The organism is Novosphingobium endophyticum, assembly GCF_014640675.1.
In the GTDB taxonomy this organism is placed as follows: Bacteria; Pseudomonadota; Alphaproteobacteria; order Sphingomonadales; family Sphingomonadaceae; genus Novosphingobium; species Novosphingobium endophyticum.
In genome coordinates this window covers 1-13,614 of record NZ_BMHK01000055.1, presented here as the reverse complement: position 1 = coordinate 13,614, position 13,614 = coordinate 1, and the positions used below count along the sequence as shown (strand labels likewise).

Below are 13,614 nucleotides of genomic sequence, written 5' to 3'. Positions count from 1 at the left end.
GGTTCCTCGACGTGTTCGGCGCCTGGGATCCGACGCTGGTTTTCGTCATGGGCGGCGCCGTGCTCGTAATGGCGGTGGCATGGCGCATGCGCAATCGCATGGGGAAGCCGATCTTCGCCGAGCGGTTTTCGCTGCCGGACCGCAACGATCTCGACGTACGCCTGATCGCCGGCTCGATCCTGTTCGGCATCGGCTGGGGCATCGCCGGCCTTTGCCCGGGTCCGGCAGTCGCTTCGCTGGCGCTGTCCCCCCTCAGCGTCCTGCCGTTCGTTCTTGCCATGCTCGCGGGCATGGCCGCTCAGCAGTTCACCAGCCTCATGCCACGGCGTCGCCAAGCGGCTTCGGAGTAACGCGTCATGGAACTCACCAAGCTGTCTCACCGCCTGAGCACGTCTCCCCGGACACGATCCTGCCGCCGGTCTATTGACACGGCATGCTCAAGGGCCGCGAATGGATGGTCAAGCTGTACCTGATCGGCAATTCGTCCGGCACCAGGCTTTGGCGGATGAAACACCCGTGGGCCGCGGCAAGAAGCTTGCGAACGCCAACGTGGTTCAACTGACACCAGTTCATTGCGCCGCTTGCTCGGCTATTCTGCCCAGCCTTGCCTGAATGTCTTCCTCGGGGACCCACCGCCCGCGCAACATCACGCCGACCCGGCGTTGGACATTGGCAAGATCGACCAGCGGATTGGCTTCCAGCAGGATGAGGTCCGCCCGCTGTCCGGGCGCGATGGTCCCATTCGCATGGGGGTCATCGAAGTAGAGCGCGGGATTGCGTGTCCCGGTAACCAGCACCTCGTATGGCGTCAGTCCGGCGGCGACCATCATGCGCATTTCGTGATGGATGGAAAAGCCCGGCACGTTGAAGAACTGCGGTGCGTCAGAGCCGAGAGCGATTGGCGCACCCGCATCATGCAGCGAGCGGAGCAGCTTTCGGCGCAGTTCGACAAGGCGCCGAGCGGCGGGGGGTCGAAAGCTCGTCTCCGCCTGTTGCCCGCGTTTCGCACGAACCCATTGGTCGAGGATTTTGCGCGGCATGTAGCGCATCTCAGGCCACTTTATCATGTCCTCCGGCGCCTCCGGGGAAGCCAGATGCTCGACCAGGCTCAGGGTCGGCACGTTCCAGGTGCCTGCCGCGAGTGTCCGGCGGACTGCCTGCGGAATACGGCGTTCGTCGACCAGATGAACCCAGCCGCTGCCGAAGAAGCCGCGCTCGAGCCCATCGGTGTGCGCTCCCTCGGGGACGAGGAATTCAACGTAGCGGTCGAAATGGTCGATCGACAGCTGGCGCGCATCCAGGGCACCTGTCAGCCCTACCTCTTCAGGGATGTGCCCGCCGAACGGGATGCCGATGTCCCGGGCGGTGTCCGCCATGGCGCTGTATGCGTCACCGGAGACGCTGCCGATCTTTATCAGATCGTAGCCTGCGGCCTTGTAATCGCGCGCGGTGCGACTCGCCTGCTCCGGGGAGCCGGCAACGCCGGAATGAAGCCAGGGGCTTGCCGTGTAGAGGGTCGGGGCCAGCAGCCCCCGTTCGGCGATGCGATCACGCAAGGCAAGGTGAGATGGGTCGCCGGCCATGTTGCGCACGGTGGTCACACCATTCGCGACGTACAGGAACAGCACGTTGTCGCGATAGGCCGGATCGTCCGGTCCCGGGACATGACCATGCATTTCCGTCAGGCCCGGCATCAACCATCGCCCCGCCCCCTCGATACGCCGGGCATCCTGCGGAATTTCGGCTGCGTCGGCCGGCTCGACGGATATGATCTTTCCGTCGTCGATCACGACCGTGTGATTTTCCAGCACTGCCTCGCGATCCATCGGGATCACGTTCACGCCGACAAATGCTGTCACGGATGAGGGTTGGCTCTGGCGGGGCTGAGCGCAGGCACCCAGCATCAACGCGGCATTCAGAAACAGCACGGCGAACGACCCGATTGCTACGGTACGCACCTGACGGGCAAACGCATTGAACATCCAAGCCTCCGTTGGGACATCGCCGCCGGAATGCTGCATCCGAGTCAGGCAGAAAGCTGCCTCCGGCCAGTGACTCAAACCCTAACCTATCCGGCGGACGACCGAAATAGCGGCCGAACCTGGTTGCCGCATGCAGGTCGGATCGTTGCGTGGCCGGCGACAAGCCTGCGGGAAAGGGGCGAGCATCGCGGCGCGCAGGCGGGTATTGGGCCTGCGGGTCTGGGACGTCGAAGAAATAGTGCTTTCCTCTCATATGTTCTATGATATACCATGGATCATATTGTGGCAAAAACCGCTCCGGTTAAGAAGCAAAGAGGCAAGTGATGAGTGCTACGGCTTCAGTGTGTCCCGCCCATCAGGGAAGGGACGATCGCAAGAGCGCCCAGATTGCGGCCGCCAACCTCGCGCCGCAGGAGGGTGCGCGCGTGGTCGGTGCCTTCGCGTCGGTTCGTGAGATCTTGCGCTCCACGCAGGTTCGACAGGCCGGGGCAAGCGCCGACCAGGCCGATCTGAGCAAGCCGGGCGAGATTTCGTTCTTCTTCCTGGACGGCGATCTCCATCGCAAGCGTCGCGCGGCCGTTGCCGGGCTCTTTGCGCCCAAGACGATCGTCACGCGGCATCAGGCCGTCATGGATCGGACGATGGATGAGATCATCGCCAAGCTCCGCTCACGGGGATCGGCGCCGCTAGATGAGCTCAGCTGGCAGATGGCGGTTGACGTAGCGGCCGACATCATTGGTCTGACCGACAGCGACAGTAGTGAGAACCTCGCCAACCGCGTGAAGGCTGTTCTGGATTTGTCCATGGGACGAAGCGATTCCTGGCTCGGCAAGGCGCTGCTCACCGCGAAAATCATGATCCGCGTCGGCGCCTTCTGGAAGCATGACCTGTCCCCTGCGGTCGAGGCGCGCCGCAAGCATCCCAAGAACGATGTGATCTCCCACCTGGTGAAGGAGAACTATTCGAAGAAGGGCATGATCATGGAGTGCCTGAGCTACGGCGGCGCCGGCATGATGACGACGCGCGAGTTCATCGTCATGTGCGCTTGGCATCTGTTCGACGATCCGGCGCTGCTCGAACGCTTCCTCACTGGCGGTGAGGATGACCAGTTCGCCATACTGGAGGAAATCCTGCGGCTGGACCCGGTCGTGTCGCTACTCCACCGGCGCGCGGCAGCACCTGTCGAGGGTAGTGCCGGGGTGATGATGCAGGAGGGCGAAGTCGCCGCGCTGAGCATCCGCGACGCGAATACCGACGAGGCCACGACTGGCCCTTGCCCCTACGAGCTGGATCCCGACCGCGCCAAGCGGATGAAGGCGGTCGGCGCCTACATGAGTTTCGGCGATGGTCCGCATCGCTGTCCCGGCGCGCAGGTGGCGCTTCACGAGACTCGCATCTTCCTGGATCGGCTCTTCCGCCTGCCGGGCATTCGGCTCGTTTGCGAACCCACGATTATATGGAACCGCCAAATACAAGGCTATGAACTGCGCGGCGCCGTCGTCGCCTGCGACCCCGCCTGAGAGAGCGTCGCATGGTCGCGATAACATTCATTGCCGCGGACGGCACCGATCAGCCAATCGACGCCGAGGAAGGCTTGTCGCTTATGGAGAGCGCCGTCGGCAACGGCATCGAGGTCATAGAGGCGCAATGCGGCGGCAATGCCTACTGCGGGACGTGCCGGGTGTACATTGATCCGGCGTGGCGCGCTGTCACCGGCGACGTAACCGAGGTCGAGGTGGCGATGATCGAAGTCAGCGGCGACATGACCCCTGGCGTCAGGCTCTCCTGCCAGATCACGGTCACCCCGTCGCTCGAAGGGCTGATCGTCCGCACGCCAATGTCGCAAAGCTGAGGCCTGAGTGGGCGTGAGCGGCAAACATTTATGGCGCAACGGGATCCGTGAGAGCTCAACAAGATGAACTTGGATCGCATTCTTCCGACGGTCGCGCCGTTACTCGCCCGCGTGCTCAAATCGAGGCAGGCCCTTCGTGAAGCTCAATTTGCAGCAGTGCCCCAAACCCCAGGTCGCGTAATCTTTCTAGGTGACAGCATCACGGAATGGACGGCTTGGGAGGACTGGTTTCCTGAGCTTCGCACGGCGAACCGCGGCATCGGTGGGCAGGCGATCCGCGATGTTCTGGCGCGCCTTGACTCGGCTGTCGTAGCGCCGCGAGCAATTTCCCTGCTCATAGGTACCAATGATCTTCATGGTCTTGGCAAATCCATGAATGTGCCTGAGATCGCCGCGCACATGGACACGCTCGTCCGGCGCATCCGAGAACTGGCCCCCTCGGCTGCGCTTTTCGTGAACAGCGTACTGCCTCGTTCGACGCACTTCCGAGATCGCATCGTGCAGCTAAACAAAGAGTACCAACGAATAGCCGCGGGGTATGACGCGGTCTATGTGGATGCCTGGTCCGCGCTGGCGGGCGAGGATGGAGCCATCCGTTCCGAGTTTACGACAGATGGCCTTCATCTCTCCATTGAGGGTTACAATGCCTGGGTTGCCGTGCTTCGGCCACACCTCGTTCGTTTCGCGAGCTAAACGTCCGCGTCCGGGAAATTGCCGGGCGAACAGAAATGGACGGATTGAAATACCAGGTCCAGAGCGCCCAGGCTGACCAGCGCCCAAGGTGCTGCTTGCAGATGCGGGCTAGGATGCTGACTTCATTCGCGAAGATATGGAGAGGCGCGGTGGCACTGCCATGATCCCGACCAAAGCGGAACTGGCCGCTCGGGCGATCCATGGCGGGCGCTCGCCTCGCCGTGCCGCAATTGCCTCTTGCGGGATTGCTGCTATTCGCGAGCGCGTGCCGGATTTTACTGCCCCTCGCTTCCTGGCCAGCGTCGCAGCGCTTGCGCTTGCTTTGTTCCCGACCGAGCGCGCCGCATCGCAGGAGGGACCGGCGGGGTCCGCTCGCGATGCCGCGGTGACGGCCGACGTGCAGGAACCGGCGGCGAAACGGGGATCGCTCTGGTGGGAAACCGCCGGCGATCCGGTTCTGGCGGCGCTGATCGACCGGGGTCTCACTGCCAATCCCGATCTTGTCTGCGACGCCGTCAGCCTGCGGACGAAGGAGCAAGAGGCCGACGCGGCGGCGCGCCGTCTGGGCAACCGGATCCGGCGCTTGTTCGACACCGGAGCGACGAGCGCGGACGAGGCCGCCAGCCAGGCGCGCGCCTATCGCCATGCCGACAAGCGGGCGCGTCTGGCGGCCGAGATCGCCGCGGCTTACATCGACGTGCGCCGTCTCCAGGAAACCCGCGCGGCACGGGCCGAGCTGCTGGAGCAGTTCAGGGATAATGCCGAGATTGCGCGGTTCCGCCGCGAGGCGGGCCTTGTCCCCGGGCTCGACACCGGCCTTGCCGGTTCGCTCGTTGCGGTCACCCGGAGCGACCTTGATGCGTCGCGCGAGCAGATCGCGGCTTCCGTACGCGAGCTGGCACGGCTGACCGGGATGGAACCGTCGGAGGTCGAGGACGCTATCGGCGATCAGGGTCACGTTCCCGACATTGCCGCCGACGTCTCCGGGGAAACCCGGCTGTCGCTGGCGCACCGGGCCGACCTGCTCGCCCTGGAAAGCAGCCTTCTGGCCGACATGACGCGCGGGAAAGTGACGCAGGAGGATCTCGACGCGGCATTGGCCGGAGGCGCGGCGGACGTGCCGGCGGAAGCGTCTCCCGTGTCCGCGGCGGCCCGCTCGGTCGCACGGTACCGCGAGGCGCAGGTTCGGGCATACGAGGACGTCGAGCAGCGCCGCCAGACGGTAGCCACCGCGTCCGCGCGGCAGGCGGAACTGGAAGGCGGTGCCCGCGAGGCGCGTGCCACGGTCGGCGATTCGCGTCTCGCCTATCGCAACGGAACCGGCGATTTCGCGACGCTTTATGTTGCCGAGGCGGCGGATCTTGCCGTCAACGAGGCGCGGATCAGGGCGCGTGCGGCGCTGGCGGTCGCGACGATCCGCCTCTGGACGGCCGAAGGCGGCGGCTGGACAGCGGCTGACCTTGAGCTACCCCCGGCGGGGCTGGGCGTCCGGCCGGAGATGACCGTCTGTGAATGACGCCGCGCACCATTCCCCGCTCGATGCGTTCCTGGGCGCCACGCCGAAACGGGTCAGGCGTCATCTCGTCAGCATAGCCGTTCTCGCGGTGGCTGCCATCGCCGCCGCCGTGCTGTTTGTGCGTTTCGTGGCCGGCACGGAGAGCCCCTATTATTTCGCGCCCGTGATGGCCGGCGATATCGTTCCTCTCGTGTCGGGACGCGGCGTGGTACGCAGCACGCGCGAGATGACGATCCGGGCGCGGTTCGCTGGGACGGTCACATCTGTGCCCGGACCGGCGGACGGACAGGTCAGGTCCGGTCAGGTGCTTGCCGTGCTCGATGCGGCGTCGATCGAACAGGCGCTCGAGATCGACCGCGCGGCCGTAGCGGCAGCCGAGGCCGCGCTGGAATCCGCGCGGATTACCGTACAGGAGACGGCATCGCGCCTTGATCGCTTCGAAAGCGTCTGGCGGCGCTCCGGGCAGCGGGTTCCCTCGCTCAACGAACTCGAGGCGGCGCGTGCCGACGCCAGCCGCGCCAGACAGCAGGAAGCGGCGGCGCGCGCCAGGCTTGGAGCGGCCCGCTTGCGGGTCGGGGACGAAGCGCGGCGGCTGAGCGGGGCGGTCGTGCGTTCGCCGATCGATGGTTACGTCGTGGCGCGCCGCGTTGAGCCGGGGCGCCATGTGGAGCGGGGGCAGCCGCTGTTCGTGCTGGCGCCGGGCGGCGGACAGATGACGGTGACGGTCCCGGTCACGAGCGCGCAGGCCGCGCTGCTACGTCCGGGCAGCAGGGGCACGTTGCGCATCGACGGCATGCCCGAAGAGACGCAGACGGCAAGGCTCGCCCGCGTGGACACAGGCCGGAGCGGACCGATCGCGGTCTTCGTGCTCGAAAAGCCCTCCGGCAAGGTGGTGCCGGGCATGCGCGCGAATCTCGAGATGGAACTGCCGAAGCGCAGCGATGTGCTGCTTGTGCCCGATGCCGCCCTTGAATTTTCGCCCGAAGGCTCGGCTGGTCGCGAGCGGGACCGCATCTATCTCCTCGGCGATGACGGCCAGCCGCGCCGCGTCTACGTGTCCGCCGGCGCCAGCGACGGCAAGCGTACCGAGATCTCCGCCCAGGGCGTGGAACCCGGCGCGCGGGTCATAATCGGCTGGCGAAACCCACCGGCTGACGGTGACGGGTCGCAATAACGAGGTCGATGAAACAATAGCGATGCCTGAGCGTATTCCCCCCGAACGTTCGATATCGGCATAGGTTGACAGTCCTGAACCCGGCTAGTCCCACACCCCGTGCCTGCGTGGGCGAGACGCAGGTGCCTGTTTCCCTTGCCGTGACGCGGCGCGCAGCAGCCGGATTGCTGCTGTCGCTGTTCGGCACGGCTTTCGCCCCCGCGCGCCTGCTGGCGGCGACCGACCGCCTCGGCCCGCCGCGGCGCTTTTCGTGGGAGGGTCTTGTCGCGCGCGCGCGGAGCCTTGCGCGCGAGGCATTCGTCGCCCCGGCCGCTTCCGCCACGGCCGTTTCCGACTACGACGAGATGGTCCGGCTGACTTACGGCGAGGCGGAAAGCGTCGCCGGCCGCGTGCGGCTGTTCCCGGCGAGCAAGGCGATCGCGCCTCACGCGGTCGCGATCCATGTCGTCGAGGGGGGGCTGGCCCGGGCCATAGTCGATACCTCGGGACTGTTTATCAACGGCAAGGATGCCGACCCCGCCGGTTTCCGCGTCATGCGCCCCGACGGCCGCTCGGACTGGTTGGCCTTTCTCGGCGCCTCCTATTTCCGCGCCTCGGGTTCGCGCGATCAGTACGGGCTTTCGGCGCGCGGCATAGCTGTCGACACGGGCCTTGCGAAAGCCGAGGAATTCCCCGCCTTCACTGAATTCTGGATCGAGCAGTTGGGTGCCGCACGCCTGCGCATCCATGCCCTGCTCGACGGGCCGAGCCTGACCGGCGCCTACGTGTTCGATTGCTCCGAGGACGAGCGCGGCGCGGTGCAGGACGTGAAAGCCGCGCTCTTCTTTCGCCGCGACATTGAGGAACTGGGCATTGCCCCGGCCTCGTCGATGTTCTGGTACGACCAGTCGGCACAGCGCCGCGACTGGCGGCCTGAAATCCACGATTCGGACGGGCTGGCGATATTCTCCGGCGACGGCGAACGGGTCTGGCGCCCGCTCGAGAACCCCTCGCGCCAGACGCTGAGCGCCTTTCGCGCCGATCATCCCAAGGGCTTTGGCCTGATCCAGCGCGACCAGTCCTTCGATCACTATCAGGACGACGGCGTGTTCTATGATCGCCGGCCTTCGCTGTGGGTCGAACCGCGCGGGGACTGGGGGGCGGGGGCTGTCCGCCTGTTCGAGATGCCGACTGGTTCGGAAACGATGGACAATATCGCGATGTTCTGGTGCGGCGACGAGCCGGCCCGCGCCGGGGGCAGCCGCGAGCTTGCCTATCGTCTGGTCTGGACCTCGAACGATCCGAGCGCCGGAGCCACGGCGCGCTGCGTCGATCTGTTCGAGGGACCGGCCGGCATACCCGGCGCGCCGCCGATTGAGCGCGCGCGCAAATACGTGTTCGATTTCGCCGGCCCCGCGCTCGCCGGGCTCGACCGTTCGAGCGGGGTGGAGGCGGTGACGAGCCTGCCGGCGGACGCGGTGATCGCCGCCAGCGCCTATCCCGTGGTGGGCGCGCAGGCGCGCTGGCGGGCCATGATCGACGTCCGGCTGAACGGCCTCAAGCCGTCCGAATTCCGCATTTATCTGAAGCGCGGCGATGCCGCGCTCAGCGAAACCGTGATCAAGGTACTCAAACCATGATGCCATCTCCGCGACAGCTTCCCGAGGAAGCCCCGCTCGACATGCCGATCCAGCGGCTGGACGGGAACCCGCCCGGCTCCATCGAGGTCCAGACCCGCCCGCACGGACTGGTGATCAAGCGGCTGCTGCTGATCGCGCTGACGGCAGTGCTGGGCCTTGCCGCTTCCAGCGAGCTGCGTTTCACGTTCTCGCGCGATGGCCTCGATCCCTTCGAGATCGCGCTGCTCCTGTTCTTCGTGCCGCTGTTCACCTGGATCGCGTTCGGCTTCGTCAACTCGGCCATCGGTTTCCTGAAGCTGATCAGCGGCGAACATCCCGGCTTTACTGCCATTCCGAGTCCGGCGTCCGCCCTGCGCCACCGCACCGCCGTGCTGATGCCGGTCTACAACGAGAGCGTCGAGGCGACGTTCGGGCGCGTTCGCGCCATGGCCAGGTCGATCCACGAGGCAGGCGGGGGCGAATGGATCGACTTCTTCGTGCTCAGCGATTCGAACGCCTTTCAGGGCAAGCGCGAGGAAGCAGCCTGGCGTGAGGTGGCGGCGGAAGCGAAGATCAACGTCTACTATCGCCGCCGCGAAGAGAACATCGCGCGCAAGCCCGGCAATATCGCCGAATGGGTCGGCCGCTTCGGGGCGGCTTATGAAAACATGCTGGTGCTCGACGCCGATTCGCTGATGAGCGGCGATGCCATCGTCGGCATGGCCGCAATCATGGAGGAAAAGCCCTCGATCGGCCTGCTCCAGACGGTGCCGATGATCATCAATGCCCGCACCCTGTTCCAGCGCTGGATGCAGTTCGCGAGCGAAGCCTATGGGCCGATCGCCAGCGCGGGCCTGCTCTGGTGGTCGGGGTCGGAGGCGAACTTCTGGGGCCACAACGCGATCGTGCGCACACGCGCCTTCGCCGAATCCTGCGGCCTGCCGGAACTGCCGGGCAAGGCGCCCTTCGGCGGCCACATCCTCAGCCACGACATGGTCGAATCGGCCCTGCTGCGGCGGCGCGGCTGGGCCGTGCACATGGTCATGATCGGCGGCAGCTATGAGGAATTTCCGCCCACCGTGGTGGACCACGCGATCCGCGACCGGCGCTGGATGCAGGGCAATCTCCAGCACCTGCGACTGCTCGGCGCGTCGGGGCTGCACTGGGTGAGCCGGCTGCATCTGCTGATCGGGGCTTCGGCCTACCTGACCTCGCCGGGCTGGTTCCTCCTGCTCGTTATTGCGATCGTGCAGGCGGCCTCGGCCGGCGCGGCCGGTTTCATCGATGCCGCGCCTCCGGGCCTGCTCTGGCTGACGGCGCTGCTGCTGTTCGGGCCGAAGCTGATGGGTCTGGTCTGGGTGCTGGTCGATGCCGGCCGGCGCCGGGCCTTCGGCGGCGTTTCCGGCGTGCTGAAATCGGCGGCGCTGGAGGTGCCCCTGGCGATGCTTCTGGCTCCGGTGACGATGGTGACCCAGACCAAGGCCATGCTCGGCCTGCTGCTCGGGGTCCCTTCGGGCTGGACCACGCAAGTGCGCGAGGCGCGCCGGATACGCGTGCGCGACGTGATTCTCGACTTGCGCGAGCACATTGGTCTCGGGGCGCTTTTCGCGGGGGTGGCGTTCGTTGATCCCGTGACCGCGCTGTGGCTTTCGCCGCTGACTCTGGGCCTGCTTGCATCGCCCTGGCTGGTGAGCCTGACATCGAGCGAGCAACTGGGCGTGCGCGCTCTGGAGAGCGGCTGTTTCCGTGTTCCGGACTGCGAGATCGAAGTGCCGGCGGGCGAGGCGCCCCCGCGCGAGGGTGCCATCGCGCTCGGGCAGCGTCTGGAACTCGGCTCGGCAGGTTCCTGACCGGATCTGGCTGCAACTGCCTGCCCAGCGGGAAACCCGCCACCTGTGCAATCCCGACATGAAAAAGGGAGGCGGCATCGCTGCCGCCTCCCTTCGTTCGAGGTGCCAATCCGGTGCCGCGCGTCAGAGCGCGATGATGCCGCCGTCGTCCTTGGTGATCGCGACGATCGCGGAGCGCGGACGCACCGTGGCGGCGACCGACCCGGACTGGCTGTCGGGCCAGTTGCTGGATGGCGCGGTCGGGGTGCCGCGTTCACCCGGATGCTGGATGCCGACAAACAGCGTGCGGCCGTCCGGTGTGGTGTCGACGCCGGTGATCTCGCACTCCACCGGGCCGACCAGGAAACGGCGCAGGCTGGCCGCGGTCGCCGGGGCGCCGGCAATCGTGGCCTGCTGGGCCGTGGCGCCGGTCGAATCCCTGTTGGTGATGGTCACCGCTCCGCCGTCGCCGACAGTGCCCGGCAGCGCCGCCAGCATCATGCAGTTGCTGCGGTCGGTCATCGCCCCGTCGTCGGTCTGGATCCACAGCAGCGGCTTGCCCTGGCCCGCCGGGTTGCTGGTGCGTGAGAACCAGAGGCCGTCCGGACTGGAGAAGTCGTTGTTGGCAGCGAGACCGGATATGTTGACGTTGCTGTCGGCATCGGCCGAGTCCGCCCCGAACAGATAGATGTCCCAGGCAAAGGTGGTCGCCGCCGTATCGCCGCCGGTCTCGCGCAGGCGGATGATGTGGCCTTGCGGGTTGCCAAAACTCGTCGAGCCCGAAAGCTTCGGGTCGCCGTAGTGGCGCGGATTGGCTGCGTCGGTGCCGTTCAGCGGACGGTTGGAGGCGTTGTTGTTGGTCAGCGTCAGGTAGATCTCGCCGGTCACCGGGTTGCCCGCCGTCCATTCCGGGCGATCCATCGGCGTCGCGCCCACCGCGTCGGCGGCGAGGCGGGCGTTGATGAGGATATCGGCCTGGTCCGCGAAGACGTATTCAGGGAACGAGCCGGAAGCCGCGCGGTTCGGCACCTGACCGAAGGTCAGCGGCAACCACTCGCCCGTGCCGTCTGCGTTGAAACGGGCAACGTAAAGGGCGCCGTCGTCGAGGTACTTGTCGCCTACGCCGAGGCGGTCGGTCGCATCCGCGTCGGCCGGATCCCAAGTGGCATTCGAGACATACTTGTAGAGATATTCGCGGCGGGCGTCGTCGCCCATGTAGACACCGACCTTGCGCCCTTCCACGGTCCGCAGGAAGGCCCCTTCGTGGCCCATGCGGCCGAGCGCGGTGCGCTTGCGGGGAGCCGAGGCCGGATCATAAGGATCGATCTCGACGACCCAGCCGTACTGGTTCGGCTCGTTGCGGAAGTCGGCGCTGGCCGAAGCGCCGATCACGCTGGCGTTCCACCGGGTGAAGGTGGTGTCGGCCGAAGCGACGCTCGACCAGCCGTAGTTGCCGGTCGTGCTCGTGACGCCGTAGCGGGCGAGCGCGGTCAGCTCGCGCGCCGTGCGGGCGGTAGCGTCGCTTGCGTCGCGGCCGAAGTAGCCGGCCCAGTTTTCCTCGCAGGTGAGGTAGGTCGCCCAGTCGGTGAGGCCGTTGGCGCAGTTGTTGATCGTGCCGCGCCCGGCGGTGCCGTCGGGCGAATAGGCGGTGACCATCATCGCCGAACCCGCAGCCGGACCCTTGAGCGTCATCGGCGTGTTGGGCGTGATGCGGCGGTTGAAGCCGCTGTCCTGCACGTAGCTCCAGGTGCGGTCGCCCGAATCGCGATATTCGGTGACGCTGACGCCGTGCGCCTCGATCTCCTTGATCGCCTCGGCCTGCGGGCGCGGCGAGGGGCTCGGGTTACCGGGGTGAAGGTACTGGTCGCTCAGGTTCTCATGGTTCTGCACCATGAGGCCGCGGGCCGAGCTGGTATCGTCGCGCGCGCCGGCCGAATCGAGGCCGAAGAATATCAGTGCGTCGCCGTGATCGCCGATTCGCCGGGCGAAATCGGTGTCCGTGCCGTTGTTGGCATAGGCGGAAACGCCGGCGGCGATCGGGTCGCCCACGCGGGTCATGACCGTGACCGAATAGCCGGCGGGCACGGTCACGATGTCGTTGAGGTTCTTGGGGGCCGCCGCGAAGCCGAGGACCGCCGGCGATACGCGCACGGTCGTCGTCGCGGTTGAGCTCTTTCCGAACCGGTCGGTGGCGCGGAAGGCAAACACGAGGTCGGTCGGCGCGTCGACGCCGGGGGCAATGAACGTCACGGTGTAGCCGGTGCCGACGAGTTCGACGTCCGGCCCGCTGGTCTGGCTCCACGCGGTCGACTTGATGCCGTGCTCGTCGCTTGCGTTTCCGGTCAGCGTCACGACGCGTCCCGCGCTGGTTGCCGCGTTCTGCCCGGCGGTCACGACGGGAGCATTGTTGGCATCATCGGGGCCGCATGCCGCGAGCACGCTCGTTCCGAGGAAGGCCATCGCGCTGGCGCCGGCGCCGCCGAGCAGCGTCTGACGCCGGGAGAAGCGTTCGGCCGCGAGACTCTCGAGCGAGGGCACGCAGCTGTCGTTGGTGTCGACGTCGCCATCGGTGTAGCCGTTCGCAGGCACTAAATCGGTCATGGTCACCCCACTGTTGTTGGTCGGTGGGGGCTTCCTATGCGGCATTGATGACAGTGCGGCGCCAGTTCGATGACCGGTAGAAGTCGATGCGATGACGGGAATGTGATGACGGCGGGCGCGCCCGAATGCCAGGCTCGCCGCGACTCTCCAAAAGCCGCGCCGGCGAACGGTTGTCAGACGACTCCCCGGATCACGCGAAGGCGGCGCTGAATGTGTCCTTTGCGGCGCGCGCCGCGGATTTCGGTGTATTTTGTGTATTGTGGCGATTTTTTGAAAAAAGGGTTTGACGGAATCGGTGGTGGGATTTAGAGGCGCTCTCACCGCAGCGGACGGGGTGATAATCACCGTTTGGGGCGGTCGCCAGAACAG

Annotated in this window: 10 protein-coding genes; 8 read left to right on the top strand and 2 right to left on the bottom strand. The window is 66.4% G+C overall.

Features of this window, described 5'->3' with window-relative positions; translation table 11 throughout:
* Positions 1–350 (top strand): DUF6691 family protein (locus tag IEX32_RS19320; RefSeq protein ID WP_188773176.1); only part of this gene is annotated, 350 nt, incomplete at its 5' end.
* Between the two features lie 219 nt (positions 351–569).
* Here the strand turns inward: IEX32_RS19320 and IEX32_RS19315 are convergent.
* Positions 570–1,982, bottom strand: a complete 1,413-nt coding sequence (locus IEX32_RS19315) for an amidohydrolase family protein (protein ID WP_188773175.1) — start codon at positions 1,980–1,982, stop codon at positions 570–572.
* A gap of 323 nt (positions 1,983–2,305) precedes the next feature.
* Between IEX32_RS19315 and IEX32_RS19310 the strand changes: the two genes are divergently transcribed.
* The 7 genes from IEX32_RS19310 to mdoH all read left to right on the top strand — a co-directional run bounded on the left by IEX32_RS19310 (position 2,306) and on the right by mdoH (position 10,665).
* The gene (locus IEX32_RS19310; RefSeq protein ID WP_188773174.1) at positions 2,306–3,502 is read left to right on the top strand and encodes a cytochrome P450; all 1,197 of its coding nucleotides are present in this window, start codon (positions 2,306–2,308) and stop codon (positions 3,500–3,502) included.
* Positions 3,503–3,513: 11 nt separating this feature from the next.
* Entirely contained in the window at positions 3,514–3,834 is a 321-nt protein-coding gene (locus tag IEX32_RS19305; protein WP_188773173.1) for a 2Fe-2S iron-sulfur cluster-binding protein, read from the top strand.
* Between the two features lie 69 nt (positions 3,835–3,903).
* Positions 3,904–4,527: a GDSL-type esterase/lipase family protein gene (locus IEX32_RS19300; protein WP_188773172.1), complete on the top strand. Its 624-nt coding sequence runs from the start codon at positions 3,904–3,906 to the stop codon at positions 4,525–4,527.
* Positions 4,528–4,687: 160 nt separating this feature from the next.
* Entirely contained in the window at positions 4,688–6,043 is a 1,356-nt protein-coding gene (locus IEX32_RS19295; protein WP_188773171.1) for a TolC family protein, read from the top strand.
* Positions 6,036–7,217, top strand: coding sequence for an efflux RND transporter periplasmic adaptor subunit (locus tag IEX32_RS19290; protein ID WP_188773170.1), 1,182 nt, complete (start codon positions 6,036–6,038; stop codon positions 7,215–7,217). Before IEX32_RS19295 ends, IEX32_RS19290 begins: the two co-directional genes overlap by 8 nt.
* 122 nt (positions 7,218–7,339) lie before the next feature.
* Complete coding sequence (locus IEX32_RS19285; RefSeq protein WP_229736506.1) at positions 7,340–8,836, top strand: OpgD/OpgG family glucan biosynthesis protein; 1,497 nt, start codon at positions 7,340–7,342, stop codon at positions 8,834–8,836.
* Positions 8,833–10,665 (top strand): glucans biosynthesis glucosyltransferase MdoH, encoded by a 1,833-nt coding sequence (mdoH, locus tag IEX32_RS19280; RefSeq protein WP_188773169.1) that lies wholly within the window; start codon positions 8,833–8,835, stop codon positions 10,663–10,665. The genes IEX32_RS19285 and mdoH overlap by 4 nt, the downstream gene beginning before the upstream one ends.
* A 123-nt stretch (positions 10,666–10,788) precedes the next feature.
* Here the strand turns inward: mdoH and IEX32_RS19275 are convergent, their stop codons facing one another.
* Positions 10,789–13,245, bottom strand: coding sequence for a PhoX family protein (locus tag IEX32_RS19275; RefSeq protein WP_188773168.1), 2,457 nt, complete (start codon positions 13,243–13,245; stop codon positions 10,789–10,791).
* Positions 13,246–13,614 lie beyond the last annotated feature (369 nt).

Excerpts from the sequence above, each read along its gene's own strand:
- IEX32_RS19315 (WP_188773175.1), bottom strand. The coding sequence starts at position 1,982 with ATGTTCAATGCGTTTGCCCGTCAGGTGCGTACCGTAGCAATCGGGTCG.
- mdoH (WP_188773169.1), top strand. The coding sequence starts at position 8,833 with ATGATGCCATCTCCGCGACAGCTTCCCGAGGAAGCCCCGCTCGACATG.
- IEX32_RS19310 (WP_188773174.1), top strand. The coding sequence starts at position 2,306 with ATGAGTGCTACGGCTTCAGTGTGTCCCGCCCATCAGGGAAGGGACGAT.
- IEX32_RS19295 (WP_188773171.1), top strand. The coding sequence starts at position 4,688 with ATGATCCCGACCAAAGCGGAACTGGCCGCTCGGGCGATCCATGGCGGG.
- IEX32_RS19305 (WP_188773173.1), top strand. The coding sequence starts at position 3,514 with ATGGTCGCGATAACATTCATTGCCGCGGACGGCACCGATCAGCCAATC.
- IEX32_RS19275 (WP_188773168.1), bottom strand. The coding sequence starts at position 13,245 with ATGACCGATTTAGTGCCTGCGAACGGCTACACCGATGGCGACGTCGAC.